The following is a 26998-nucleotide window of genomic DNA, read 5'->3' as shown; positions in this document are numbered from 1 at the left end:
TCAGACGATTCGCTTCAGCATCGCGTCGGCCAGCGCGTCGCAGCACTCGGCCAGCCGCAGGCCGACGACGTCGATGCGACGCAGCAGCTCACGCTGCCGCAGCATCTCGGAGGTCACGTCCCCGGCCAGCAGCCGCCCGATCGCCTCCTGGTACACGCGACGCACGACACCGGCCCGCTTCCGTACGGCCAGGACGAGGTCGGCGACGTCGGTCGGATGGTCGACCAGCTGCGCAAGGGCGCGGCGCAGCAGCGCGAGCCCCTCCCGAACGGCGATGAGCGCCGGCACGGCGGCGTCCATGGTGGGCGCACCGAAGAGGTCGTTCTCCCGTACGAAGTCCCGTAGGTTGTCCAGCACGTCGTCGATCGACCGGGAAAGCCGGAACAGGTCCTCGCGGTCGATCGGTGTGGTGAGCGAGGCGGCGAGCTCGATGACGAGTTGCCGCCGGTGGTCGTCGCCGGCGTGTTCGATGTCGCCCATCCGGGCCCGGCCCGTGGCCGACGGCACGGCCCTGGTGACCACGTCGATGGCCAGGTCCACCGCCTCCTGGTTCTGCTCGAGCTGTTGCAGCATGATGCCGACGACCCGATGGTGGGAGCGACCGGCGAGGTCGTCCACGATCCGCCAGAGCCGGCGCAGCCGACGGCCGGTCACCGGAGCCCCCGCACGGCCAGCCCGGCCACCGCCGCCATGCCGAAGCTGGCCGGCAGGGTGACCAGCCACGAGATCAGGATCGGCACTGCGTACTGCCAGCGGACCCGGCGGGCGCCCTGGCTGGCGCCGACGCCGACCAGGCCGGCCGCCACGGACTGGGTCATGCTGACCGGCACACCCAGCCCGGCGGTGCCGAACACCGCCGCGGACGAGGCGATCTCGGCCGAGACGATCTGCCACGGACGTGGCGGGGACAGGCTGAACGTGGCACCGCGCGACATCCGCCGCAGGCTCGTCAGCGCCCCTGCGGCGAACAGCGCCGCCACGGCGGACAGCACCGGCAGCGACAGTTCGGCCGAGCCGTGGACGGCGGCGACGGCGACCGCGGCGACCGCGAACATCTTCTGCCCGTCGTTGGCCGCGTAGGCCAGGCACTGGCAGCCGAACGCGCCGATGTGCGCCAGCCGGACCGTGGCCGATGCCCGACCGGTGGTCGGGACCCGCTGGGCCAGCACGCCGAGCAGATAGCCCAGCAGCCCACCGACGAGGGGCGCGGCCGCGCCGATGCCGAGCATCGTCGCAAGAGTGCTCCACGACGGCATGAGCCCGAGCCCGAGTCCGGCGCCCGCCAACCCACCGATGATCGCCAGGGTCACGCTCGTCGGTACGCCTCGCCACGTCAGCACCAGGACCAGTGCGACCGCCGCCGCCACGCCGATCACGACGATCGCCTGCCCGCCGCGATCGCCGGAGGCGACCAGCCGGCCGGTGAACGCGTGCGCCACATCCAGTCCGAAGAGGCGGGGACCGGCGACGATGGCGGCAAGAAGAAGTCCGAGCATGGCGATGCCGGCGACCTCGCGGTGGCGTAGGGCGAGGGCGAGCAACGCTCCGCCGTCGTTGGCGCCGCAGACGAAGACGAACACGGCGGCGAGCACGGACAGCACGACGCTCACAGACCTGACCAGTGGCCGCGTTGCGTCGCCTTGCGCTCTACGTACCGCTGTCTGGCCGGCGGGCCGTCCGGCGTGGTCGACACCGCGGCCACCGGGACGTCCCACCACGTGTCGTTGTCCGGGCTCCCCGGCCCGCCGAGCTCGGTACGGACGTGCACGACGGTGGTGGTGGCGGCGGCGCGCGCCTTCACCAGCGCCGCGCGGACCTCGTCGAGGGTGTCCGCGGTCAGGACGTCGGCGCCCAGGCTTGCCGCGTTCGCGGCCAGGTCGACCGGCAGCGGCTGTCCGTCGAAGCGGCCGGAGGCGGGGTCGCGGTATCGGTAGACGGTGCCGAACCGGGCACCACCCACCTGCTCGGACAGCGCCCCGATGGAGGCGTAACCGCCGTTGTCGACCAGGACCACCACCAGCTTGAGTCCCTCCGCCACGGCGGTGACCAACTCCTGCGCCATCATGAGGTAGGAGCCGTCCCCGACGAGAACGAAGACCTCGGCGTCCGGCTGGGCCAGCTTCACGCCCAGGCCACCGGCGATCTCGTAGCCCATGCAGGAGTAGCCGTACTCGACGTGATACTGCCGAGGACTCGCCGGCCGCCACAGCTTGTGCAGGTCGCCGGGCATGGAACCGGCCGCGCAGACGACCACGTCGACCGGGTTGGCGGCGTCGTTCACCGCGCCGATGAGCTGGCTCTGGGTGAGCGGGCCGGGCCCGGGGCGGCGGGCCTCGTCGACGGCGTCGTCCCACCGGCGGGTCAGGGTCGCGGCCAGCTTCCTGCGCTCCTCGCTCACCTGCCAGCGCGGCAGCGCCGCGTCGAGTGCCCGCAGCCCTTCCCGCGCGTCCGCGACCAGGCTGACCGCGCCGAGCTTCGCCGCGTCGAAGGCAGCCACGTTCAGGTTGACGAACCGCACCGACGGCTCGGCGAACAACGACCGCGAAGCGGTGGTGAAGTCCGCGTAGCGGGTGCCGATGCCCAGCACCACGTCGGCCTCGGCGGCGAGGGCGTTGGCGGCCGTGGATCCGGTCACGCCGATCGGGCCGACCGCGCACGGATGGTCGTGGGGGAGTGCGCCGCGGCCGGCCTGGGTCTCGGCCACGGGGATGCCGGTGCGTCGGGCGAAGGAGGCGAGCTCGTCGTTGGCGTCGCTGTGGGTCACGCCGCCGCCGGCGACGATGAGCGGGCGGCGTGCCCCGAGCAGGGCCTGCGCCGCTCGGGCCAGCGCGGCCGGCTCGGGTACCGGGCGCGGCACGTACCAGGTCCGCTCGGTGAACAGCTCGTCCGGCCAGTCGTACGCCTCGGCCTGCACGTCCTGCGGCATGGCCAGCGTGACCGCTCCGGTTTCGGCCGGGTCGGTGAGCACCCGCATCGCGGCCAGCAGCGCCGCCGGCAACTGTTCGGGGCGGTTGATGCGGTCCCAGAACCGCGACACCGGCCGCAGCGTGTCGTTGACCGACACGTCGTAGGAGCGGGAATCCTCCAACTCCTGAAGGACCGGATTCGCCACCCGGGTGGCGAAGATGTCCCCGGGCAGCAGCAGGACCGGCAGCCGGTTGACGGTGGCCAGGGCGGCGCCCGTGACGAGGTTGGTGGCGCCCGGCCCGATCGAGGTGGTGCAGGCGAACGTCGACATCCGAGCGGTCATCCGTGCGTAGGCGACCGCGGTGTGGACCATCGCCTGCTCGTTGCGGCACTGGTAGTAGGTCATCCCCGGGTCGCCGTCCAGCTCGGCCTGCCGCAGCGCCTGGCCGAGCCCGGCGACGTTGCCGTGGCCGAAGATTCCGAAACAGCCGGCGATCAGCCTGTGTCGTCGCCCGTCCCGCTCGCTGTACTGGTTGGCGAGGAAGCGGATGGTCGCCTGCGCCACGGTGAGTTTCATGCGCCGGTCCTCCCCAGATAGGTCGTCATCGGTACGCGTGGGTCGACCGGCTGGCCGGACCAGGAGCTACGGATCCACCCGTGGGTGGGGTCGTCGGCGCAGGCCATCGACCGCTCGGTGGCCGGGCCGGCCAGGACGTTCAGGTAGTAGAGGTCGTAGCCGGGGGCGGCCATCGACGGCCCGTGGTAGCCGTTCGGCACCAGGACGACGTCGCCGGCACCGACCTCGGCCAGCACGTTGGTGGTGCCGTACACCCGCTGGTAGGCAAGGCCGCGCGTCTCGAAGTAGTAGATCTCTTCGAGGACCGCCTCGCCGGGAGCCTCGGTGTCGTGTTTGTGTGGCGGGTACGACGACCAGTTCCCGCCCGGGGTGAGCAGCTCGACGGCGACGAGCCTGTCGCAGTCGAAAGCGTCCGGGGCGCAGAAGTTGTTCACCTGGCGGCTCGCCGTCCCTGCCCCCCGCACCTCCACCGGCACCTGCTCGGCAGGGCCGTAACGCGGGGGCAGCCGGCGTCCGGCCCGCGCCGACGGCAGCGCGAACCGCCCACCTGTCGTGCTGGACACCTCCACCCGTGCCCCGATCGGCAGGTAGCAGAAGTCGCTGACCCGGTCGAAGACGCTGGCTCGGCCGACGAGCTCGAACCGCGTCCCGTCGCAGTCGACCATTGCCGAACCGGTCAGCGGCAGCACCAGCATCTCGTCGTCACCAGTGGTGAAGACGCGCGTCTGACCGGGCTCCAGGTCCAACACCCGTAGCCCGCAGTAGGTCCAACCGGCCATTTCCGGTGTCACCTGGACCGTCCACCCAGGTGTCGTCGTGGCGCCCCGGGAGATGTGCATCGCGCTCACCGCCTTCACAGCAGGGCGGTGGCCGCGTCGACGGCGGCCGCCACATCGTCGTCGGCCGGGTAGAGCAGCGCTCGTCCGGCCACCAGTCCGCGCACGCCGGGCAGTTCCAGCGCCTTCTGCCAACCGGCGTAGGCCTGTTCGGGCGGCGCCTCACCGCCGAGCAGCAGCACGGGCAGCGTGGTGGCATCGAGGACCCGGTCCATCTCCTCGACGACCGGGATCTTCAACCAGGTGTACGCCGAGGTCGCGCCGAGCGCCTGGCCGATGCTGATCGCCCGGATGAGCGCCTCGGGGCGCTGGTCGAGCTGCGTCCGGCCGTCGACCCGGCTCACCGGCAGCGGCTCGACCATCGCCATCAGGCCGCGTCCGGCCAGCGCCGTCACCGCACGGCCGCACGCCTCCAGGGTGTTGACCGTGCCGCGGTCATCGAGGTCGATGCGGCACAGCATCTTGCCTCCGTCGAAGTTCATCGCGGCGATCGTCTCGGCGTCGTAGCCGGTGAACCTGTCGTCCAGCTCGAACGCCGAGCCGGTGATGCCGCCACGGTTCATCGATCCGATGACGAGCTTGTCGTGCAGGACGCCGAGGAGCATGAGGTCCTCGACGATGTCGGCGGTGGCGAGTACACCGTGCACGCCGGGGCGGGTAAGCGCTACGCAGAGCCGGTCGAGCAGGTCGGCCCGGCTGGCCATCGCGTTGGCCCGGTCCCGCACCCCGATCGTGCCGCGGGCAGGGTGGTCGGCGGCGATGATCATGAGCCGCTGGTCGCCCCAGTCGGCCAGCCGCCGCCGGGCCTGTGCGGACTCCGCGACCACCGCGGGCCGGCTGGCGCGGCGCCGGACCAGGTCACCGATCTGGGCACTGGCATCAGACATCCGGATTCTCCCCGAGCAGGGCCGACACCTCGTCGGCAGTGGGCATGGCAGCGGAGCAGGCCAGCCGGGAGGCGACGATGGCGCCCGCCGTGCTGGCGTACCGCAGGGTGTGACGCAGCGGCCAGCCGGCGAGCATGCCGTGGCAGAGCGCGCCGCCGAACGCGTCGCCGGCGCCCAGGCCGTTGACCACCTCGACCGGGGTGGGTGGCACCCGTACCCGCTGGCCGTCGGCCGTGCAGCCGAGCACTCCCTCCGGTCCGAGCTTCACCACGGCCAGGGCGACACCGAAGTCGAGCAGCGCCTGCGCGGCCCGCTCCGGATCGTCTTCACCGGTGGCCACGGCGCACTCCTCACGGTTGCCGACAGCTACGCTCACCGCCCCGCTGGCGAGCGCGGCCCGGTAGTGCCCGGTGGCCTCCGCGGCCGAGGACCAGAACATCGGCCGGTAGTCCAGGTCCAGCACGGTCGGTCCGCGGCGATGGGCGAGCACCGCGTGCAGCGCGGCACGGCTGGGCTCGGCACACAGGCCGGTGCCGGTGAGCCAGACGATCCGCGCCGCGCCGAGCGCGTCCAGGTCCAACTCCTGCGCGGCGATCTCCAGATCGGGAGCCTTGGGTTCGCGGTAGAAGTACAGCGGGAAGTTGTCCGGCGGGAAGATCTCACAGAAGGTGAGCGGCGTTTTGAGGAGCGGCACCGACCGGACGAACCGGTCGTCGACCCCGTATTCCTTGAGCGCGGCCCGCACGAAATCGCCGAACGGGTCGTCTCCGGTGCGCGTCACCACCGCGGCGTGCCGTCCCAGTCGGGCGGCGGCGACCGCTACGTTGGTCGGCGACCCGCCGAGGAACCGACCGAAGGTGTCCACCTCGGACAGTGGGACACCGGACCGCAGCGGGTAGAGGTCGACGCCGCACCTACCGACGGTGATGAGGTCGAAGTCGGTCACGACGGCAGCCCCCGCAGATAGGCCAGGCAGGCGGCGACCTCGGTGACCGGTCCGGCCCCGGGCGGCGGTTCCCGGTCCAGGACGAGGTCCTGCTCCAGTACGTACCAGCCGGCGTAGGCGGCCTCCTCCAGCGAGGCGACGATGGCGGCGATGTCCACGTCACCCTGGCCGAGCGGGCGGTAGAGGCCCTGCGCGACCGCGTCGCGGTAGCTCACCGCACCGGCGCGGACCCGCTGGGCCTGCCCCGCGTCGACGTCCTTGAGGTGCACGTGTTTCACCCGCTCCGCGGCCTGGCCGGCCAGCCGCACCGGATCGCCGCCGCCGGCCAGCACGTGGCCGGTGTCCAGGCAGAGCCCGATGCCGGAGCCGTCGAGCAGCCGCTCGATCTCCTCCGGTTTCTCGATCATGGTGCCCACGTGCGGGTGCAGCGTGGCGGTCACGCCGGCGTCGGCGGCCACCCGATCCAGCAGGTCGAGGTTCGACAGCAGGGTCCGCCAGCCGTCGGCGTCGAGCTCCGGGCGGGAGTCGTATCCGTCGAGGCCGGTCGCCGCGGCGAGGACGAGGACACCGGCGTCCGCCGCCCGGAACTGCCGCAGGGCGGCGGCGACCTCTGACACCGGATCCTGGGTCGATCCATGCAGCACCACCGGCACGAACCCACCGACGGCCCGCAGGCCGTGCCGTCGCAGCGTCTCCTGGCGGGCCGCGCCGTCTGCGGGCAGGAACCCGTCCGGGCCGAACTCGCTGGCCGTCAACCCGAGGGCCGCCATCTCCGCCAACACCCGGTCCACGTCCAGCTGGTGGCCCCAGCCGGGCACCTCACACACGCCCCAGGAGATGGGCGCGCCCGCCAGTCGCCGCGTCATGCCAGCACCGCCGAGCGCTCGAGCCCGTTCGCGGAGCCGCTGGCGCGGATCTCCTCGACCCGCACGGGCCGGCGCTCACGCCGCGAGCGGTCGGCGGCCTCGGCGATGTAGAGCGCCTCGAGCGCCTCGGCAACCGTGCATGCGCTGCTACGCCGCCCGGCCACATAGTCGAGGAACGCGTTCATCTCCGCGATGTAGGACGCGCCGAAGCGCTGCCAGAAGTCCGGCCACGGCTCACCGCTGGGATAGCTGACGCCCGGTTCGGCCGAGCGCAGCGGCGCCCGGTCGTCAAGACCGACGACGAAGGTCGACTCGGTGCCGGCGAGTTCGGCCCGTACGTCGTAACCGCCGCCGTTGTACCGCGAGCCCTGCAGGGTCGCCAGGGTGCCGTCGGCGAACGTCAGAATGGCGACGGAAGTGTCGACGTCGCTCGCCTCGGCGAAGAAGCTGGCACCCCGGTTCGCGCCGGTGGCGTAGACCTCGACGACCTCCTGGCCGGTCAGCCAGCGGGCGATGTCGAAGTCGTGGATGTGGCAGTCGCGGAAGATCCCGCCGGACAGGGGGATGTACTCGGCCGGCGGAGGCGCCGGATCGGCGGTGAGCAGATGCAGGCGGTGCAGGGTGCCGATCGCGCCGCTGCGCAGCGCCTCCCTGGCCGCTCGGTAACCCGCGTCGAAGCGGCGCTGGAACCCCACCTGCACCCGGCCGTCGGCCGCCGCCACCCGCTGGGCGACCTCGACCGTTCGGGCCAGATCGGCCGCGACCGGCTTCTCGCAGAACACGGTCAGCCCGGCGTCGACCCCGCGCTCGATCAGGTCGGCGTGCGTGGCCGTGGGCGTGGCGACGACGATGCCGTCGAGGGGCGTGGCGAACACCTCGTCGATCGGACCGGCAGCGCGTACGCCAAGGCGCTCGGCCACGTCACGAGCGCGCTCGGGCATGACGTCGCCGAGCACGAGCTCGGTCACCTCGGGGTGACTCGCGAGCAACTGGGCGTGTGTCGCACCGATGCGTCCGACGCCGAGCAGTCCAATGCGCATGAACGAATACCTCCCACGTGTCGAACATCGGTGGCGGCAGGCGCCAGCACGATGCATGCCATGATTCGTAGTCCCCGTCACACACCGAAGTCAAGACTTTGTCAGGACATTCTGATGTCTGCTAACTTGTTGGTGTCAAGCCAGGGTCTGCGACGAAGCGTGAGGAACCATTGACCACTTCTCTGTCGATCACGCTCGACCGGACGAGTCCGGTCCCGTTGTACTTCCAGGTCGCCCAGCAGATAGAGGCGATGATCGACGCCGGCACCCTGCCCGCCGGCCACCGGCTGGACAACGAGATCCAGCTGGCCGATCAGATGGGTTTGTCCCGCCCGACATTGCGGCAGGCCATCCAGCACCTCGTCGACAAGGGGCTGCTGGTGCGCAAGCGTGGGGTCGGCACGCAGGTGGTGCACAGCATGGTGAAGCGGTCGGTGGAGTTGTCGAGTCTCTACGACGACCTGGCGATGGCCAGCAAGCGACCCACCACCACCGTGCTCAAGATGGCTCGTGTTCCGGCCGAGGACGACGTTGCCTTCGCCCTGCGAGTCCCACCGGGCGCCGAGGTGGTGCACCTGCAGCGGCTGCGGTGCGCGCAGGGCGAGCCCCTGGCGATCATGCACAACTGGCTGCCGGACGGGCTGACCGACCTCACCGTCGAACGGCTGGAGCAGCGTGGCCTCTACGAGATGCTGCGCGCCGCCGCCGTCCACATGCGGGTCGCCAACCAGCGCATCGGCGCGCGCGCCGCGACCCTCGCGGAGGCGAAGCTGCTGCACGAACGGCGTGGCGCACCACTGCTGACGATGACCCGCACGACCTACGACGACAACGGCCGTGCCGTCGAATACGGCTCGCACGTCTATCGGGCGACGCTGTACACCTTCGAGATCGCACTCGTCGAGCGCTGATCGTGACGCACGCGCCGTCGCCCGGCCCCGCGACGCGGGACCGGGCGACGGTGTGTTCAGCTTCGGGGAGTCCAGCCGGTCGGGTCGACAGCCAGATCGAGATCATCGGCGATGTCGTCCCACTCGACGAACTTGAAGTTCGTCGTGGTGCGCGGCTCGCCATTGCCGTCGAGCACCTCAGGGCCGTCGAAGCCGTCCTGAACGACGAACAGACCCTCGTCGAACTGGTCACCGAGCGGCACGTTCATCACCATCGCCCCGTCGCACTCTTCCGAGCCGTCCGGGTGGGTGGGGTCGGAGTGCGGCCCGATCCGGAACGAGCCGAGGAAGGTGTTGGCGCCGGAGCGCTGGTACACCACGAAGCTGTTGTCGCCCTGACTCGACGCCAACAGGTAGCCCTTGCCGTTGGCCCGGTAGTAGATGGTCAGGCCCTCGACGTCGGCCGTGATGTGCGTGCCACCGTAGCCGGGATCGGGGCCGGACTGGTAGCACTCCTCGGTCACCGGGTCGTAGGCGAGCGGGAGGCCGAACTCCTTCACCTTGTCCATCAGGACCGGAGTCCCGGTCAGGGTTGCCGACACCTTCCAGATACCGACGTCCTCCTGACCGGCGTAGAGCACACCGCTGGTGGCGTCGACCACCATGCCCTCGACCTGCGGCAGGTCGCCAGGGTCGTCGCACGGCGTCCAGGTGGTGCCGTTGGGCAGCGCGAAGCTCTGCGGCAGGGTGAGGCTGCGAACCTTGTGGTAGGTGACGGTCCCGGCCGGGGTGACGGTGAGCTCCAGAAGCGCCACGCTGGTCTCGTGCCGTTGGCTCACCAGCGCGTAGTTGCGCCCGGTCGCGCGGTCCTTCCACGTCGCCAGCCCGTAGGCCGTGCGCCCGTCGTTGACCTCTCCCGCGTCCGCGGAGAACACCAGCGGAGCCGCCGCGCTCGTCACATCGGTGAGCGCCGTGCTGCCACCGGCCGGGTTGATCCGGTAGACCCGCAGCGTGTCACGGCCACGGTCGGTCGTCACGGCGAGGTCGACAGTGGCGCCGCCGACCCGGACCCCGTACAGCAGGTCCACGTTGTTGAATCGGCCGGGCTCGTCGTCCGGCCCCGGAGCTGCCGGCGCCGCGATGCTCTGCACCAGCCCACCGGACAGGTTGTAGACCCGCAGGCCGCCTTCCTTGGCGGTCCCCACCACCAGGCTCTTGGCCGAGTTGGTCGGATGCACCCAGATCGCAGGATCGTCTGCATTGGCGTTGCCGCCTGCGGCATCGTCGAACAGTGTGGGCGTCTCGAGTTCCGCCTTGACGGTCGGAACGGCCATGGCGGCGGCCGGCGTCGAGGTCGACGCCACGACAACTACCGCTGTCAGGCAGAACGAGGCCGCCGTCAGCAGACGGCGGTCGGGTTTGAAGCGCATTGTGCCTCCCGGACGTGGGACGGGGATGGGGGAGAACCTTGCGATCACGGACGTTACAACAGTATGTCCTTACAAACAATAGTCACGACATATTGGCGTGCATGATGCGGGCGGCAGCGCGCTCACCTGCCCCGCACGCTGGTGAAACGACGACGGGTCGACGGTCGCCGGGCGCGTTCCTGGGCCCGGGGCGCAGTCGGAGCGGGGCCGGGGGCAGGAAGGAAAAGGCGTTCGGGGTGGGCAGGCCGAGCTGACCTGCACCGCGAGGCGACGATGGTCAGCCGTCGTGCCTCGTCGGCTTGCGCACCTCCGGGTGGCTGCTCCGGCGCCGACGGCGGGTCCGTGACCACGAGTGCTCCACGATCCACCGTCTGTGGACCGGGACGGACCCTGGCCTGACGTCGGATCGTTTGACGATCTCGACGTCGACGCCCAACACGGTGCCGTGTAGCGCCACGTCCTGCTTGAGCCCGGCGTCGACCCAGGCGCGGGTCACCGCCGGGGTGTGCGCGATGGCCTTGTCGAGCAGCCGGATGCCGATGGCGTTGTCGGTGACCGACGCCGCGGTCACCACGACCGCGATGATCAGCCCCAGTGCGTCCACGGCCGGGCCCCGCTTACGCCCCGGCACCTTCTTCGCCGCGTCCTTGCCGGTCGTCGCGGCCGGGACATGGTTCGCCGCCCGGATCGACTGGGTGTCCAACACGACCGCGCTCGGATCCTCCCGGCGACCGGCCTTCTCCCTCGCCTTCGCCACCCTCGGCTGACCCCGGCGGGACCGCGGGCGCCAACCCGCACCGCCCTGCGGCGCGGTGGCCCGCCGGTCGGCGTACCGGCTGCGATCGGTGACCTCGGTGGCGGCAGGGCGGGACGCGTGAGCCCGGCGTACGCTGCCGCCACCTGATCCGGTCGCCCGGCGGTCTTACCCCGGGAGCCAAGCCCGGAAGTACCAGCCGTTGTATTCGCTGTTGGGCAGGGTGCGGTATTCGCAGTTGCTGCTCACCTCACCCCAGTAGCTGGCCTCGATGCGGTGGAGCTCGCACTCGTCGTAGGTCACGAAATAGCCGTTCCAGTCGAATTGCACGGCGGCGGCCGGGGCCGGCTGGACGGTGAAGCTGACGGCTGCCGCGGCGGCGGCGACAACCGCGAGGCGGGCGAGCCGGCGGCGGAGCGGTTGGGGCATGGCGAGTCCTTCCGGCGTGGTGACGAACCTGCCCGACCATCATAGATCCACGGCCACCGATTGATGATCCACCATCCGGACAGCCCGGACCCACCAACACCCGGCGGATACCGCCGTCCCTGCCGGCCTGTCGCGCGGCCCTAGCCAGGTCGTGGCCTAGGTCAATGAGTCCGAGTCGGGTGAGGTTGGGGCCTACAACCGGCGGCCCTCAGCTCCGTCGCCGGACCGGCGGGTTCGTGCCCGCCGGTCCGGACGTCAGGAACGCCCCGGTCAGCTCAGACCCGGGTGACCCGTACCGCGTCGGCGATCACGTATCCGGCGGCGTTGGTCCAGCGGCTCACGCCGACCAGATTGCGGTCGCCGGCGGCAAGGTTGAAGGTGCCGATCGAACGCCACGCCCCGCCGCCGGTGCGCTGGTCCACGTTCACCGTCTGGTTGCCCGCGGCGGTGACCACGACGTGCGGCGCCGAGCTGTTGTAGCCGGCGTCGGCCGGGTACCACACATCGACCCGGTGGTTGCCAGCCGCCGGGATGTTCACCTTGAACCAGGCCGCGTCACTTTCGAGCACCGGGTTGGCGAAGCGGTACTCGGTGCCGTAGCGCTGCGCCGAGTAGGCCGAGGAGGACCAGTTGGTGCTCGCGGTGAAGCGGCCCGCGGTGGCGTTGTCCACGATGGTGCTGAACGACGGCGGGGTGGTAGCCAGGCCCAGGTAGGCAGCGATGCCCTGGGCGTGCGCGCGCGCGACGGCGGTGATGAAGTCGGCGCGCTTGAGCAGGTTCGTGTCGGCGACCGAGTCGATGAACAGGTTCTCGGTCAGGACCGCCGGCATGGCGGTCTCGCGAAGAACGTGGAAGTTGGCGGTCTTCTGCCCCCGGTCGGTCACCGATCCGATCGACCGCATGCCGGCGATGATCCGCGGGTGGAGGGCGTTGTGCAGGCCGAGGGCCCCCGAACCCCCGGTGGGATAGCGGTAGCTCTCAAAGCCGGTGCCGCCGCCGGAATTGATGTGGATGCTCACGAAGATGTTCGCGCCCCAGGCGTTGGCGTCGTCCGTGCGGTAGGCGAGGCTGCGGGTGAGGTCGGTCGTGCGGGACATCCGCACGTCGACGCTGTAGTTGGCCAGCAGGATGTCGCGCACCTGGAGCGAGATGGCGAGGGTGAGGTTCTTCTCCTGCAGGCCGTTGCCGACCGCGCCGGCGTCGGTGCCGCCGTGGCCCGGGTCGATGTAGACGCGGGGAAGGGCGGCCTGCGCGCGACCGGCGAGCAGGGGTGCGGCCAGTACGCCCGCCGCGGTGGCGAGGAGGGTGCGGCGTCGCACGGCGGAGTTACCAAAACTGGACATTGACGCCTCTCGACTACGGAGTGGGGTGGGGTGGCGGGCTGGACCTCACATCACGGCCGACGATGTGCTCGGCCCCGACCGGCGTCTCCGCCCACCCGTTGCCGCCGTCGCCGGCGGGTCGGGTATGCGTCCGCCTGGCTTGATCCAGAAGACGTTCCTGGCGAGATCGTAACGAGCATCGATGCCTGAGTGAAGAATGTTTACATGAAATTATCCTGATCTTGGAAGATTCCTACGCGCCGGGAGGCTGGTCCCGGCACCTCCCGGCCCTGCCCCCCCCGGGGTGCTCACCGCGTTCGTGTTTCCTCCGGTCCCGTGCGGCGGCGTGCCGCTGGGCGGTGGAAGCGGCCCCGGTCGGCTTGGTGACCGCATGCTTGCCGTGGGTGACCGAATGGTTGAGGGTCGAACCGCACCCACATCTCCCGGACCTGCGACTGAGGAGTCCCATGCAGCCGTTCGACCTGACCAATGGCGACCAGATCCTCAACCAGAACGCGCTGGCGAACAACGTCAGCGGGCTGAACCTGTCCGTACGCACGGATCTCGGCGCCCGCGTGGAGGCGTGGCGGCCGGGGCCCAACGTCGTCGGCGACGACAGGTTCTTCTGCCACGGCTACTCGTTGGGCACCTTCGGTCCGCACAGGTACACCGTGTGGGGCCGGTTCCTGCCCCGCGTGCTGGCCGACGAGTACCAGACACTCGGGCGGATCGACAACGCGCGGAACGTCGCGGCCCGCGACGTCCTGGTCTGGTGGCTGGGGGGCACGGAGGCGTACCACTCCGCGGTGGTGGAGCAGCCCGTGACCCTGCCCACCGGCGTTCTGGACCCGGCGCAGACGAGCGTCAGCTCGAAGACCGGCACCGGTCCGCTGCGGATCGGCGTCCTGGCCGAGGATGTGAAGCAACAGTACCGGTCTGCGGCGTACATCGAGGTGTACCGCCGCAACGCGTGAGGTGCGGCGCGGGACGGTCGAACCGCTGCCGTCCCGCGTCCGTCCGTACCAGTGCGTGAGCGCGCCCTTGCCGGCCTCTCGCCGGCCGCGAGCCGAACAGGACCGCCGCCGGACTCGCCGAGCTGCCACCGCAGTCCCACGGAACGTGGGACTGCTCGACTTTCGAAGTGGCAGCATCGTCGGGCACCGCCGGAACCGTCACGAAGGAGGTCACGTCGACATGCATGCGGGAGACCCCGCCGACCGCCCCGAGCCGGGCTTCACCCGGCCCGGCCAGGTGCCGCTCATCGCGAGCCGGGTGGAGTGGAGGGAGATGCCGCATCCCGATCGCACCGCAAATCGATACGACGTCATCGGCACGCTGTTGGCGGCGGGCGTCGATCCGGCCCGGATACACATGTATCACGACCACGAGGACGGCGGTGCCTACTGGGTGGTGACCCTGGATGACGGGCGCGCGGCCGTACTGACCGACGACACAGAGGAGCATGTGGGTCACATGGAGGGGCCGTGGCCTTTCAAGGCCATATTCCTCAGCCCGGACGGTGTACGCACAAAGACCGATTACTCTGTCGACAAGCTGATGGCCGCAATCGTCACGTGGTATGCCGAGGCCGTGGGACCCGGGTGAAGGTGGGGGACGGTCGCACCCCGGTCGTGCCGGTGTCCGGCAAGGGCTCCGGTCGGACCTCCATTGCGGGTCTGACCTGCTACAAGCCCGGCCACCGTCCTCGGTTGATCTACCGCACCATCACCCATCGCGGCCGTAGGGGTGAGCGGCGCAGTTCCGCCGAAGCCGGCTACATCCCTGCTCGACGCCGCCCACCAGCAGCTTGGCGGTCCGATCGTGCCGCTCTGGGACAATCTCAACACCCACATCAGCGCAGCGATGCGGCAGATGATCGCCGGCCGGGACTGGCCGACCGTGATCCGGCTGCCCGCCTACCCTCCGGACCTCAACCCCACCGAGGGCGTCTGGTCCCACGTCAAACGCAGCATCGGCAACCTCGCCTCACCGGCCTCGATCACGACGAGTTGTGGGAACTCCCGGCCGGGGACCTGGTTCATCATCCGCCGGGAACGCCAAGCACCCCGATCGCACGGGGACGAGCGGCCTGGGGAAACGGGCCGGGCGTATCCCGACACCACGCCCCAGGCCGACTCAACCGCTGTTGCGGGGGCTGTTCGGGACGAGTTTTGTGTAGCGCCCCGAACAGCCCCGGATGGATTAGACGCCGAATGGCGCCGGGTAGATGATGGTGCCGCTCGGGACCGGGAGGGCGTTGTCGAATACGAGCGCCATCATGGCCTCATCGGGCACCTCGAAAGACGGGCGGATCCCGTAGGCGGAGGCCCGGCTGAACCCGAACCGTGGGTAGTATTCGGCGTGGCCGAGTACGAGGACGAGGTTTTCGCCCATGGTGCGGGCGACCTTCAGACCGGCCCGGATCGCGGCTGAGCCCGCGCCCTGCTTCTGGTAACGGGACAGGACGGCGCAGGGGCCGAGTGCCAGGGCCGGGGCGTCGCCGACGTGGCAGCGGGTGAATAGTGCGTATCCGCCGACGGTACCGTCGGCACCTTCGGCCACGATGGACAGCTCGGGTAGCCACGCTGGGTCGGTGCGCAGCGCCTCAACCAGGTCGGCTTCCAGCGGTGTGGGGAAGGCGTCGAGGGTGACCTCGCGGATCGCGATGATGTCCTGGTCGGTTTCGGGTCGAGTAGTCCAGCTATGGGACATGTTGGATATTCCTTCGGCGTTCTTCGGGATGGAAACGTCGGCGGTGCAGTGAGGTTCGGGCCGAGAAACATCGTGTTCTGCGGCCGGCTGGCTCACGACCGTCCCTGCTGGTCGCGGAAGGTGTAGGTCTCGCGCAGAGATCGGGTAATGGCCTTCTTGTGATCCTCGCGTTGGGCGCGTAGCCGTGCGTCGCTGCGAGAAGTGGCCCAGGCGTTCTCCCGGTGGAGCTTGCGGTAGCTGTCCAGGCGACGCTCGCCCACCTCGCCGGCGGCGATCGCGGCTTGGACGGCGCAGCCGGGTTCGGAGTCGTGGCCGCAGTCGCTGAACCGACACTCCTGAGCGAACTGCTCGATTTCGGCGAAGACCTGCTGCAGGCCATCGTCAGCGTCGAACAGGCCGATCCCGCGCAGGCCCGGGGTATCGATGAGCACGCCGCCGTTTGGCAGCGGGACCATCTGACGGCGGACTGTCGTGTGGCGACCTTTGCCGTCTTGGGCTCGCACGGCGCCGGTCGCCAGTACTTGAGTTCCCAGCAGTGCGTTGCCCAACGTCGACTTGCCGGCTCCGGACGGGCCGAGCAGTACAACCGTGCCGGTAAGCGCGGCCGTCAGTAGTTCCAGCCCGTGACCATTGGCGGCGCTGGTGGTGATGATCTCCACACCGGGGGCCAGTTGGGTCAGCTCGGCCGTGGCCGTGCTGGGGTCGGCTGACTGGTCGGCCTTGGTCAGCACGATTACCGGGAGCGCGCCACTCTCCCAGGCAAGGGCCAGCAGCCGTTCGATGCGGCCCAGGTTCAACGGGACCTCGACAGAGACGACCAAGGCGGCCGTGTCGATGTTGGCGGCTAGGGCCTGACCATGCGAGGAGCGTGAGGCCGAGGACCGGACGATGACACTGCGACGTGGCAGCAGAGCGGTCAGCTCGGGCTCATGGCCCGAGCGCAGGGCGGCCCAGTCGCCGGTACACGGAGCCGAGACAGGGTCCGATGCGCCCACCAATGAGGTGCCGGCCCGCAGCAGGCCGGTCTCGGTGATGACGTCACACCTGCCACGATCGACGCCGATGATGCGTGCAGGGATGAGACCTGCGGCGCGATGCGATGTGAAGGACAGTTCGAGCCTTGTATCCCAGCCGTATGCGGAAAGGCCGCCGCCGGAAGATGGTCTAGGAGAAAAAGAATCGGAAGGCAACAACGTAGAACCCTTGCGAAAAGGGACCCTGGGAAGCCCTGCGTTGCGTCCGCGGATTCGTCGCGGACGTGGCGGAAGGGCTCAGGCGAGGGGCCGGGACGTGAGGATGGACCGGACGCTGCGGGCAGCAGCCATCACCGCGACGGTCATCAACCTCACCTCCCTCAAGAGTTTCCAGTTTCCCCCTAGATTGGGGCGGCGGTGACTCTAGCACATGTCGCGTTGCAGAGGACGGGTGACGGCCCACCGCACGTAGCGGCGGATGACGAGCCGGGCTGGTTCGGGTACTGCGGCCAGCAGGTCGTTGATGCGCTGGTGGTAGGCGTCCAGGGTCGGTTCGCGGTCGGGTTGCCGCGCGTTGATGAGGTTGCAGGTCGGGCACCGGTCGACGCGCAGACGTCGGGTGCACAAGCCACAGCCGACGCACTGGTAGTGAAAACGTAGGTCGGCGCTGTGCCTGGACCGGGTTGTGTCTCCAGTCGATTCACGTCAGGTGGATGACTTCCTGCGTCACCGCGCTGTTTAATTTTTGCAGCAGTGTGACGTAGCATTGCGGCGTGACGAAGCGACTGACCGAGGTGGCCCGGAAGGCGGGCGTCAGCGAGGCGACGGTCAGCCGAGTGCTCAACGGTCGCGGTGGCGTCTCCGAGTCCACCCGCACCGCCGTGCTCACCGCGCTGGACGTGCTCGGCTACGAACGGCCCACCAAGCTGCGGGGGGAGCGGGCCCGGCTGGTCGGGCTGGTGTTGCCCGAGTTGCAGAACCCGATCTTCCCGGCGCTCGCCGAGGTGGTCACCGGGACGCTGGCCCAGCGCGGCTACACCCCGGCGCTGTGCGCCCGGACCATCGGCGGCGTGCCCGAGTCGGACTACGTCGAGATGCTGCTCGACCACCAGGTGTCCGGCATCATCTTCGCCGGCGGGTCGTACGCGCTCGCCGGCGCCTCGCACGACCACTACCGCCGACTGACCGACCGGGGGCTCCCGGTCGTGCTGGTGAACGCGGGCGTCGACGCGCTGGACTTCCCCCGTGTCTCCACGGACGACGCGGTCGCGGTGGAGCAGGCGTACGGGCACCTGCGGTCGCTCGGCCACGAGCGGATCGGCATCGTGCTGGGCCCGGAGGACCACGTTCCGTCGCGGCGCAAGTTGGCCGCGTTGGCGCGGATCGCCGGCTGGGCAGATCCGGACGAGTGCGTGGAGCGGTCCAGCTTCTCGATGGAGGGGGCTCGGGTCGCCGCCGCCAAGCTGGTCGACCGGGGCGTCACCGGCGTCATCTGCGCCAGCGACGTCCTGGCGCTGGGCACGATCCGCGCGGTCCGCCGGCTCGGGTTGTCGGTGCCCGGCGACGTGTCGGTGGTCGGCTTCGACGACTCGGCGTTCATGACCTGCACCGACCCGCCGCTGACGACCGTGCGGCAGCCGATCGAGACGATGGGCCAGGCAGCCGTGAACCTGCTGGTCACCCAGATCGACGGCGTCGGCGTCCTGCGCGACGAGCTGCTGTTCGAGCCCGAACTGGTGGTGCGCGGTTCCACCGCGCCCGCCCCACGCCGCTGATCCGGGTCCGCCCCCGTCGCCGGCCGCCCGCCGGCCGCCGTTCCCGCCGCTGACCTGTCGCGCCGGGCACTGATCGGCCATCCGGCCACCGGCCGCCTCCCTCGCCGCTGAGCAACGCTCCGGCCGTCGACCGCTTCTCGCGGTCGGCGGTCGTTTCGTCGTTGCCGGCCCTGAGCCGCCGGCGGCCCTCTCCACCGTCCAGCGTGGCCCCCACCCCACCGTGAGCGCCAAAAGGGGCAGACTCTGCCATTCGGGCCAACTCCCAGGCTCTGTCGACATCTGCCGTCCGTCAGTCGCTTATTTTCATGAAGCGATCGATACCTTGCCGGAATGAGTTCGTCTCGCTACAGTGACTCCACTCACAGCCTGGCCCGGACCGAACCGGCCGCAGGGACAGGTCGCCTGGCGATACAGATCAGTAGCAGGGCCGCCGGTGCCGGTCACCGCAGCTCAGCGAGCTCATGGAGACACCCGTTCCCGAAGGGATGGACAGATGTCCGTACCGCAGTACCGGAAGGCTGCGGCGTTGGCGCTCGTGGCCGGCCTGGGGCTCAGCCTCGCGGCCTGTTCCACGAAGAGCGACGACGCAGCGAACGATGCGAGCGGCAAGGTGACCATCACCGTCGACTGCCAGCCGGTCGGCTCCCAGAAAGAGCTGTTGAAGAACTGGAACGACGACGTCGCCGAGTTCCAGCGGCAGAACCCCGACATCGTCGTCAAGAGCATCAGCGTCGGCGAGCAGTGCAACAACCCGCCGGACTTCACCGCCCGCCTCGCCGGCGGCACCGTGACCGACGTGTTCTACGGGTACATGACCGATCTCCAGCAGGTGCTCGACTCCGGTCAGGCGATGGACATCACCGAGTTCGCCGACAAGGACACGGTCCCGACCTGGGACAGCGTCGACCCGGCACTCAAGGAGGTCTTCAGCGACGGCGGCAAGCTCTACGCCGTCCCGGTGAAGAACTACTCGATGGGCCTGGTCTACAACAAGGCCCTGTTCCAGCAGGCGGGGCTCGACGTGAACAACCCGCCCAAGACGTGGGGCGAGGTCCGGGCCGCCGCCAGGAAGATCTCCGCGCTGGGCAACGGCATCGCCGGCTACGCGGAGTACAGCGCCGGCAACACCGGAGGCTGGCACTTCACCTCCCTGCTCTACTCCCAGGGCGGGCAGGTGCTGACCCCGGACGGCAAGAAGGCCGACTTCAACAACGCCACGGGCAAGCAGGTCCTGCAGAATCTCAAGGACATGCGGTACGGCGACAACAGCATGGGCGCCCGCCAACTGTTGCAGTGGGGCGACCTGCTGACCAACGCCGGCGCGGGCAAGGTCGGCATGTTCATCGGCGCGCCCGACGCCACCCAGGCGATCGTCAGCCAGTTCCAGGGCAAGTTCCAGGACTGGGCGATGGCCCCGCTGCCCGGCCAGGACGGGAAGGCGTTGGGAACGCTCGGTGGTGGCGAGGGCTACTTCTTCAAGAAGGGCCAATCCGCCGAGCAGGTCAAGGCCGGTCTGAAGTGGATCGCGTACCAGAAGCTGACGCCGGGCAAGGGTCAGTTCGACTACGTCCGGGCCAAGCCGCAGAACTACCCGGTGGGCCTGCCCCAGCCGCTGCTCTTCGCCAACGGCAGCGACGCGCAGAAGCAGGAGCTCGAACTGCGCAAGGCGAACGCGAACGTCGACACCGCGAACTTCGCGATCTTCGAGGCGAATCCGGTGCCGATCAAGGGTGAGCCACGCAACGCGCAGGCGATCTACGCGGTGCTCGACGCCGCGATGTCCGGTGTGCTGACGAACCCGAACGCGAACATCGACGCACTTCTCTCCGCGGCCGAGGGCAAGGTCAACAAGCTCCTCGCCGCCGAGGGCTGATCCGATGGTGTGGGGGCCGGCACGTCGGCCCCCACACCCTCCGCGCCGCACCGTCCGGTCACCGAATCACGCAGGAGTTGCCTTGGCGATCACCACCGTCCCGAGGACCAGGAGGGAACCGGGACGCCCCGCCTCGTCGGACCCGGCAGGGTCGCGGCGCGCGAGCCTCCGCCGCAAGGTACGAGACAACCTCACCGGGCACGCGTTCCTGCTCGGCGCCGTGGTCTGCTTCGCGTTCTTCTCCTGGTACCCGATGATCCGTGGCGTCGTCATGAGCTTCCAGCGCACCCGGCGCGGCGTCACGACCTGGGTCGGCTGGGACAACTACGACCGCATCATCGCCGACCCCAGCTTCTGGACGGCCTGGAAGAACACGTTCTTCTTCACGGTTCTCGCGCTCGTGCTCGGGTACGCCGTGCCGTTCTTCGTGGCGATCCTGCTCAACGAGTTCCGCCACGCCAGGGGATACCTGCGGATCCTGGTCTACCTGCCGGTGATGCTGCCGCCGGCCTCGGCGCTCTTCCTCTTCAAGTTCTACGCGTACGACCCCAGCGACGCGGGACTGTTCAACTCGATCCTCAAGGCGCTGCACCTGCCCACCTCGCAGTGGATGCAGTCCTCCGGGATGACGATGCCGGCGATGGTGCTCGCGTCGACCTGGATGAACATGGGCGGCGCGGTACTGATCTACCTGGCGGCACTGCAGAACATCCCCGGCGAACTCTACGAAGCGGCCGAGCTCGACGGCGCCGGGATCTGGCGGCGGATCCGTAACGTCACGATCCCGCAGACCCGGCTGATCCTCGGGCTCCTGGCGATGCTGCAGATCGTCGCCACGATGCAGTTCTTCATCGAGCCGCTGATCCTCGCGAACGGTACGGGCGCGGAGGACTCCGCCACCTCGGTGGCATACCTCATCTACCAGCACGGGTTCTTCCAGAACGACCTCAACGGCGCTGCGGCGCTCGGCGTGATCATGCTCGTGGTGCTGGCCGGCTTCTCCGCCGTCTACGTGCGGCTGAGCACGAAACAGGATTAGGACGGGGCGAGGAAATGGCACAGGACCCAGGGGCCCGGACCCTCGTCTCCCATGCCCAGCTCAGGCGGGGACGCGGCAGGATCATCTACTGGACGCTGCTCACCGTCGTCGTCGTGGGCTTCACGCTCGTCTTCCTCGGGCCGCTCTACTGGATGGTCACCGGCGCGCTCAAGTCCGGCCAGGAGATCGCGCAGACCCCACCGTCGCTGTTCCCGAAGGATCCCCAACCGCAGAACTACGCCGACGCGTGGAACAACCTGGACCTCGCCAAGCTGCTGTTCAACACGTTCTACTACGCGGCCGGCGCGCTGCTCTTCCAACTCGTCCTCGACACCGCCGCGGCGTACGCCCTGTCGAAGCTTCGACCGGCGTTCGGCAACGTGATCCTCGGCCTGATGTTGGCGACGCTGATGATTCCGGCGATGGTCCTCATCGTTCCGCAGTACGTGACCGTGATCGATCTGCCGATCCTGCACATCAGCCTGCTCGACTCGCCGTTCGCGATCTGGCTGCCCGCCGTCGCGAACGCGTTCAACATCTTCCTGCTGAAACGGTTCTTCGACTCGATCCCGGAGGAGCTGATGGCGGCGGCCCTCGTGGACGGGGCGACGCCGCTGCGCACGCTGTGGTCGATCATCCTGCCAATGTCGCGCCCCATCCTCGGCGTAGTTTCGATCTTCGCCGTGACGGCGGTCTGGAAGGACTTCCTCTGGCCGAAGCTGGTCATGCCGTCGCCCGAGACCCGGACGGTCAGCGTCGGCATCTACGCCTTCTCGGGCGGCACACCCATGAACGTCGTGATTGCCGCGTCGGTCATTGCCGCGATCCCGACCGTCGTCGTCTTTCTGATCTTCCAGCGGAACATCATGTCCGGCCTGACCACAGGCAGCCTCAAGGGATAGCCCGAAGGCGCGGACGCTGAGCATCGCAGCCTTCAGCCGGGCTCGATGAGGGGCCGACGCGCCGTACCACCACCAGCGCGACCCGCGGCGGCGAACAACGACCGTTCGCCCGACACACATCCAGGTCCGGCGAATCCGCCGACGTACCGACGCAGAAAGCAGGTGGCCGTGCCCACAGCAGACAATTGTCCGTGGTGGCGTGGAGCGGTGATCTACCAGGTGTATCCACGTAGCTTCGCCGACGGCAACGGCGACGGCATCGGCGACATCGCCGGCATCCGGTCCCGGCTGAGTCACCTGTCCGGGCTCGGCATCGACGCCATCTGGTTCAGCCCCTGGTATCCCTCCCCGATGGCCGACGCCGGCTACGACGTCGCCGACTACCGGGACATCGACCCGACGTTCGGCAGCCTCGCCGAGGCCGAGGCGCTGATCGCCGAAGCGCACGAGCGGGGCATCCGGATCATCGTCGACGTGGTGCCCAACCACTGCTCCGACGCGCACCCCTGGTTCCAGGCGGCGCTGGCCGGCGGCCCGGACGCCCCCGAGCGGGAGTTGTTCTGGTTCCGCCCCGGCCGGGGCCCCGGCGGCGACCAGCGGCCCACCGACTGGGTGTCCCAGTTCGGTGGGGACACCTGGACCCGCACCACCAACCCGGACGGCACCCCCGGCGACTGGTACCTGCACCTGTTCGCCCCCGAGCAGCCCGACCTCAACTGGGACCACCCGCGCGTGCGCGCCGAGTTCGAGGACATCCTGCGGTTCTGGTTCGACCGGGGGGTGGACGGCATCCGGATCGACTCGGCCGCACTGCTGGTCAAGGACCCGGCGCTGCCCGAGGAGACCGACGGCGCCCCGAGCCCTTTCGTCGACCTCGACGCGGTGCACGACATCTACCGGAGCTGGCGGCGGGTCGCCGACGGGTACCCGGGCGACCGGGCGCTGATCGGCGAGGTGTGGCTGCCGGACCGGGAGCGGTTCGCCAACTACCTGCGACCCGACGAGCTGCACTCGGCGTTCAACTTCGACTTCCTCGGCTGTGCCTGGGACGCGACGGCGCTGCGCCGGTGCGTCGACGACACGCTCGCCGCGCACGCCCCGGTCGGCGCCCCCGCCACCTGGGTGCTCTCCAACCACGACGTGACCCGGCACGTGACCCGGTACGGCCGGGACGACACCACGTTCAGCTTCGCCACCAAGCGCGAGGGCGTCCCCACCGACCTGGAGCTGGGCACCGTTCGCGCCCGCGCGGCGGCGCTGCTCAGCCTGGCCCTGCCCGGCGCGGTCTACGTCTACCAGGGCGAGGAACTGGGCCTGTGGGAGGTCGAGGACATCCCGGTCGAGTTGCGCCAGGACCCGATGTGGGACCGCTCGGGGCACGGTCGGGACGGCTGCCGGGTGCCGCTGCCCTGGGCCGGCGACGCGCCGCCGTTCGCGTTCAGCCCCGACGGCGCGGCGGGGGCGCCGTGGCTGCCCCAGCCCGCCGAGTGGAAGGACCGCACGGTCCGGGCGCAGACCGACGACCCGCACTCGATGCTGGAGCTGTACCGGGCGGCGCTCGGTGTCCGCCGCGCCGAACCGGGCCTCGGCGACGGGGAGATGCGCTGGCTGGCCGCGCCCGACGGGGTGCTCGCCTTCGCCCGCAGTCCCGCCTTCACCTGCCTGGTGAACCTGGGCGCGGCCCCGGTGCCGCTGCCCGCGCACGACACGCGGCTGCTGGCCAGCGGGCCGCTGGAGGGAGACCTCCTCCCGCCCGACACCGCCGTCTGGCTGCGCACCGCCGACACGCCGCCCGCCCGATCGGAAGGAGGACCAGCCGCAGCGAAAGACCCTTCCACGGGGGACCTGGCCTGCTGACGAAACGGAGAGCCACTCGCATGGCCCACCACACCACCGGCACCACCGTTGCACCCACCGGAAGACCCGCCCGCGCCGTGCTGGCCGCGTTCGCCGGCGCCGCGCTCGTGGCGACCGCCGTCTCGGTCGTCTCGTTGTCCACCGCGACCCCGGCCCGCGCCGCCGGGCTGTCCCCGTTCGACATCGTCGGCCGTGGCGCCACCGTCCCGTTCGTCGAGCACGAGGCGGAGAAGGCGACGCACACCGGCACGAGGATCGGCCCGACCCGCTACTACGGCCAACTGCCGTCCGAGGCGTCCGGCCGGGAGGCGGTCACCCTCGACGCGGTCGGCGAGTACGTCGAGTTCACCCTCACCGCCCCGGCCAACGCGGTGACCTTCCGCTACAGCCTGCCCGACAACGCCGCCGGCACCGGCCGGGACGCCAGCATCGACCTGCGGGCCAACGGCTCCCTGGTCAAGGCCGTCCCGGTGACCTCCCGGTACGGCTGGTACTACGGTGGATACCCGTTCAACAACAATCCGGGCGACACCAACCCGCACCACTTCTACGACGAGACCCGGGCGATGTTCGGGACCACGTACCCTGCGGGCACGAAGATCCGTCTGCAGGTCTCCTCGACCGCCCAGTCGCCGACCTTCACCATCGACCTGGCCGACTTCGAGCTGGTCACGGCGATCACCAAGCCCGCCGGCGTCCTCGACGTGGTCACCGACTTCGGCGCGGACGCGAGCGGGGCCACCGACTCGACGACGAAGTTCCAGGCGGCGGTCGACGCCGGCAGGGCCCAGGGCAGGGCGGTCTGGATTCCCGCCGGCACCTTCACCCTCTGGGACCACGTCGTCGTCGACGGGGTGACCCTGCGGGGCGCGGGCCCGTGGTACTCGGTGCTCGGCGGCCGGCACCCCACCGACCGCAAGCGCGCGGCCGGCATCTACGGCAAGTACGTCCCCGGCGGCGGGTACACGGGGGAGATCCGGCCGCACGAGGCCGGCGGCCCCAGCCGCAACGTCACCCTGCGCGACTTCGCGATCATCGGCGACATCCGGGAGCGGGTCGACGACGACCAGGTCAACGCCATGGGCGGCGCGATGACCGACTCGGTGGTGGACAACGTCTGGATGCAGCACACCAAGGTCGGGGCCTGGATGGACGGCCCGATGGACAACCTCACCATCCGCAACAGCCGGATCCTCGACCAGACCGCCGACGGGGTGAACTTCCACTGGGGGGTCACCAACTCGACGGTGACCAACACGTTCGTCCGCAACACCGGCGACGACGCCCTCGCGATGTGGGCGCAGAGCGTGCCGAACGTGAACAACTCCTTCACCCGCAACACCATCGGCGTCACGATCCTGGCGAACCACCTGGTCAGCTACGGCGGCCGGGACATCAGGATCACCGACAACGTGACGGCCGACTCGGTGACCAACGGCGGCGGCATCCACGTCGCGAACCGCTACCCCGGGGTGCAGGGCGCCACGGCGGTCAAGGGCACCTGGACGATCGCCCGCAACACCCTGATCCGCAACGGCAACTCCGACTACAACTGGAACTTCGGCGTCGGCGCGATCTGGTTCTCCGCGCTCAACGAGGCGATCCAGGGCGCCACGGTCAACGTCACCGACACCGACATCCTGGACAGCTCCTACGCGGCGCTGCACTGGATCGAGGGGCAGACCAGCGGGATCAACCTCAACAACGTCCGGATCGACGGCGCCGGGACGTACGCGCTCCAGGTGCAGGCGCCCAGCCAGGTGTCGTTCACCGGAGTGCGGGCCACCGGTATCGCGCAGAGCAACCCGATGCACAACTGCGTGGGCGGCGGCTTCCAGATCAGCCAGGGCGCCGGCAACTCCGGCTGGTACACCGCCACCCCGTACTGCGGGCCGTGGCCGACGCCGCAGTGGGGCAACGGCCCGACCACCCCGCCCACCGGCACCCCGACCACCACCCCGCCCACCACCGCACCACCCACCACGCCGCCGCCGACCACGCCGCCGCCCACCGGCGGGAACCTTGCCCAGGGCCGGCCGGTGGCCGCGTCGAGCACGTCGCAGAACTACGTCGCCGGCAACGCCGTCGACGGCAACCCGGCCAGCTACTGGGAGAGCGCCAACGGCGCGTTCCCGCAGACGCTCACGGTCGACCTCGGCGCGGCGGTGAACACCGACCGGGTCGTGCTGAAGCTGCCGGCCGGCTGGGAGACCCGGGCCCAGACCCTCGCGGTCGCCGGCTCGACCGACGGTTCGGCGTACTCGACCCTCGTCTCCTCGGCCGGGTACACGTTCAACCCGGCGACCGGCAACGCCGTGTCGATCGGCGTGCCGGCGGGCAGCCGGCGGTTCCTGCGGCTGACCTTCACCGGCAACACCGGGTGGCCGGCGGGCCAGCTCTCCGAGTTCGAGGTGTACGGCGGCACGCCCCCGCCCACCACGCCGCCGCCCACCACCACCCCGCCGCCCGCCGGGAACCTGGCGCTGGGGCGTCCGGTCAGCGAGACCAGCCACGCCGACGTGTACGGCGGCGGCAATGCCGTCGACGGCAACGCCAACACGTACTGGGAGAGCGCCAACAACGCCTTCCCGCAGTCGCTGACCGTCGACCTGGGCGCAGCCCGGTCGGTGTCCCGGGTGGTGCTGAAGCTGCCACCGGCGACCGCGTGGCAGACCCGCACCCAGACGGTCGCGGTGCTCGGCTCGACCGACGGTTCCTCGTACACCACGCTCAAGCCCTCCGCCGGCTACGCGTTCAACCCGGCGAGCGGCAACACCGTGACCGTCACCTTCCCCGCCGCCACCCATCGGTACGTGCGGGTGACCGTCACCGGCAACACCGCCTGGCCGGCCGGGCAGCTCTCCGAGTTCGAGGTCCACTCCGCCTGACGGCGCCAGTCTCCGGGCCGGTCGGCCGTCCCCGCGACCCGGCCGGCCCGGCAGCCCCACCCCGCCGCGGCACCCCCGGCCAGCGGCGGGCACC

At 70.2% G+C, this 26998-nt stretch carries 23 protein-coding genes and 2 pseudogenes; 10 read left to right on the top strand and 15 right to left on the bottom strand.

The window, feature by feature from the left end; all coding sequences use genetic code 11:
* From ACFYZF_RS17965 to ACFYZF_RS17930, 8 genes are read right to left on the bottom strand one after another with little or no spacing between them, the layout of a single operon-like run.
* Positions 1-654 carry a DUF47 domain-containing protein gene (locus ACFYZF_RS17965; RefSeq protein WP_387021803.1) on the bottom strand — a complete coding sequence of 218 codons (654 nt, stop codon included), beginning with the start codon at positions 652-654 and terminating at the stop codon, positions 1-3.
* Positions 651-1610: an inorganic phosphate transporter gene (locus ACFYZF_RS17960; RefSeq protein ID WP_387021800.1), complete on the bottom strand. Its 960-nt coding sequence runs from the start codon at positions 1608-1610 to the stop codon at positions 651-653. The genes ACFYZF_RS17965 and ACFYZF_RS17960 overlap by 4 nt, the downstream gene beginning before the upstream one ends.
* Positions 1607-3484 (bottom strand): 3D-(3,5/4)-trihydroxycyclohexane-1,2-dione acylhydrolase (decyclizing), encoded by a 1878-nt coding sequence (iolD, locus tag ACFYZF_RS17955; RefSeq protein WP_387021797.1) that lies wholly within the window; start codon positions 3482-3484, stop codon positions 1607-1609. The genes ACFYZF_RS17960 and iolD overlap by 4 nt, the downstream gene beginning before the upstream one ends.
* Positions 3481-4323 carry a 5-deoxy-glucuronate isomerase gene (gene iolB / locus ACFYZF_RS17950; protein WP_387022167.1) on the bottom strand — a complete coding sequence of 281 codons (843 nt, stop codon included), beginning with the start codon at positions 4321-4323 and terminating at the stop codon, positions 3481-3483. Before iolB ends, iolD begins: the two co-directional genes overlap by 4 nt.
* A 14-nt stretch (positions 4324-4337) precedes the next feature.
* The gene (locus ACFYZF_RS17945; RefSeq protein ID WP_387021794.1) at positions 4338-5207 is read right to left on the bottom strand and encodes an aldolase; all 870 of its coding nucleotides are present in this window, start codon (positions 5205-5207) and stop codon (positions 4338-4340) included.
* The gene (gene iolC / locus ACFYZF_RS17940; RefSeq protein WP_387021791.1) at positions 5200-6153 is read right to left on the bottom strand and encodes a 5-dehydro-2-deoxygluconokinase; all 954 of its coding nucleotides are present in this window, start codon (positions 6151-6153) and stop codon (positions 5200-5202) included. The genes ACFYZF_RS17945 and iolC overlap by 8 nt, the downstream gene beginning before the upstream one ends.
* Positions 6150-7019 carry a TIM barrel protein gene (locus tag ACFYZF_RS17935; RefSeq protein WP_387021789.1) on the bottom strand — a complete coding sequence of 290 codons (870 nt, stop codon included), beginning with the start codon at positions 7017-7019 and terminating at the stop codon, positions 6150-6152. Before ACFYZF_RS17935 ends, iolC begins: the two co-directional genes overlap by 4 nt.
* Complete coding sequence (locus tag ACFYZF_RS17930; RefSeq protein ID WP_387021786.1) at positions 7016-8059, bottom strand: Gfo/Idh/MocA family oxidoreductase; 1044 nt, start codon at positions 8057-8059, stop codon at positions 7016-7018. Before ACFYZF_RS17930 ends, ACFYZF_RS17935 begins: the two co-directional genes overlap by 4 nt.
* Before the next feature lie 170 nt (positions 8060-8229).
* On the opposite strand from ACFYZF_RS17930, the gene ACFYZF_RS17925 reads away from it, so the two are divergent.
* Positions 8230-8970, top strand: a complete 741-nt coding sequence (locus tag ACFYZF_RS17925) for a GntR family transcriptional regulator (RefSeq protein ID WP_387021783.1) — start codon at positions 8230-8232, stop codon at positions 8968-8970.
* 56 nt (positions 8971-9026) lie between these two features.
* Here the strand turns inward: ACFYZF_RS17925 and ACFYZF_RS17920 are convergent, their stop codons facing one another.
* From ACFYZF_RS17920 to ACFYZF_RS17905, 4 genes and pseudogenes are all read right to left on the bottom strand, one after another.
* Positions 9027-10379, bottom strand: coding sequence for a phytase (locus ACFYZF_RS17920; protein ID WP_387021780.1), 1353 nt, complete (start codon positions 10377-10379; stop codon positions 9027-9029).
* 322 nt (positions 10380-10701) lie between these two features.
* A pseudogene (locus ACFYZF_RS17915) lies at positions 10702-11130 on the bottom strand (transposase); the annotation flags it as partial.
* Between the two features lie 171 nt (positions 11131-11301).
* Entirely contained in the window at positions 11302-11562 is a 261-nt protein-coding gene (locus tag ACFYZF_RS17910; protein WP_387021777.1) for a hypothetical protein, read from the bottom strand.
* Between the two features lie 275 nt (positions 11563-11837).
* The gene (locus ACFYZF_RS17905) at positions 11838-12905 is read right to left on the bottom strand and encodes an N-acetylmuramoyl-L-alanine amidase (protein WP_387021774.1); all 1068 of its coding nucleotides are present in this window, start codon (positions 12903-12905) and stop codon (positions 11838-11840) included.
* Positions 12906-13351: 446 nt separating this feature from the next.
* Between ACFYZF_RS17905 and ACFYZF_RS17900 the strand changes: the two genes are divergently transcribed.
* The 3 genes and pseudogenes from ACFYZF_RS17900 to ACFYZF_RS17890 all read left to right on the top strand — a co-directional run.
* A complete protein-coding gene (locus tag ACFYZF_RS17900; RefSeq protein WP_387021771.1) occupies positions 13352-13858 on the top strand; it encodes a hypothetical protein in 507 nt (168 codons plus the stop codon).
* Between the two features lie 220 nt (positions 13859-14078).
* On the top strand, positions 14079-14489 hold the full coding sequence (locus ACFYZF_RS17895) for a hypothetical protein (protein WP_387021768.1): 411 nt from the start codon (positions 14079-14081) through the stop codon (positions 14487-14489).
* Positions 14490-14747: 258 nt separating this feature from the next.
* Positions 14748-14807: pseudogene (locus tag ACFYZF_RS17890) on the top strand (DDE endonuclease); the annotation flags it as partial.
* Positions 14808-15086: 279 nt separating this feature from the next.
* On the opposite strand, the gene ACFYZF_RS17885 reads toward ACFYZF_RS17890, so the two are convergent.
* From ACFYZF_RS17885 to ACFYZF_RS17875, 3 genes are all read right to left on the bottom strand, one after another.
* The gene (locus ACFYZF_RS17885; RefSeq protein WP_387021766.1) at positions 15087-15692 is read right to left on the bottom strand and encodes a GNAT family N-acetyltransferase; all 606 of its coding nucleotides are present in this window, start codon (positions 15690-15692) and stop codon (positions 15087-15089) included.
* A complete protein-coding gene (gene rsgA, locus ACFYZF_RS17880) occupies positions 15689-16789 on the bottom strand; it encodes a ribosome small subunit-dependent GTPase A (protein ID WP_387021763.1) in 1101 nt (366 codons plus the stop codon). Before rsgA ends, ACFYZF_RS17885 begins: the two co-directional genes overlap by 4 nt.
* Before the next feature lie 204 nt (positions 16790-16993).
* Positions 16994-17197 carry a hypothetical protein gene (locus ACFYZF_RS17875; protein ID WP_387021760.1) on the bottom strand — a complete coding sequence of 68 codons (204 nt, stop codon included), beginning with the start codon at positions 17195-17197 and terminating at the stop codon, positions 16994-16996.
* Between the two features lie 146 nt (positions 17198-17343).
* Here ACFYZF_RS17875 and ACFYZF_RS17870 point away from each other — a divergent pair, with 146 nt between their 5' ends.
* The 6 genes from ACFYZF_RS17870 (at position 17344) to ACFYZF_RS17845 (ending at position 26904) form a co-directional block, all read left to right on the top strand.
* Entirely contained in the window at positions 17344-18345 is a 1002-nt protein-coding gene (locus ACFYZF_RS17870) for a LacI family DNA-binding transcriptional regulator (protein ID WP_387021757.1), read from the top strand.
* A gap of 493 nt (positions 18346-18838) precedes the next feature.
* Complete coding sequence (locus ACFYZF_RS17865; protein WP_387021754.1) at positions 18839-20218, top strand: ABC transporter substrate-binding protein; 1380 nt, start codon at positions 18839-18841, stop codon at positions 20216-20218.
* A gap of 82 nt (positions 20219-20300) precedes the next feature.
* Positions 20301-21257 (top strand): carbohydrate ABC transporter permease, encoded by a 957-nt coding sequence (locus tag ACFYZF_RS17860; protein WP_387021751.1) that lies wholly within the window; start codon positions 20301-20303, stop codon positions 21255-21257.
* A gap of 14 nt (positions 21258-21271) precedes the next feature.
* On the top strand, positions 21272-22159 hold the full coding sequence (locus ACFYZF_RS17855) for a carbohydrate ABC transporter permease (protein ID WP_387021748.1): 888 nt from the start codon (positions 21272-21274) through the stop codon (positions 22157-22159).
* A gap of 207 nt (positions 22160-22366) precedes the next feature.
* Positions 22367-24016 (top strand): glycoside hydrolase family 13 protein, encoded by a 1650-nt coding sequence (locus tag ACFYZF_RS17850; protein WP_387021745.1) that lies wholly within the window; start codon positions 22367-22369, stop codon positions 24014-24016.
* A gap of 20 nt (positions 24017-24036) precedes the next feature.
* A complete protein-coding gene (locus ACFYZF_RS17845) occupies positions 24037-26904 on the top strand; it encodes a discoidin domain-containing protein (RefSeq protein WP_387021742.1) in 2868 nt (955 codons plus the stop codon).
* Positions 26905-26998 lie beyond the last annotated feature (94 nt).

It is taken from the genome of Micromonospora sp. NPDC001898, from assembly GCF_042891255.1.
Classification (GTDB): domain Bacteria; phylum Actinomycetota; class Actinomycetes; order Mycobacteriales; family Micromonosporaceae; genus Micromonospora.
This window is presented reverse-complemented; position numbering and strand designations above follow the sequence as displayed.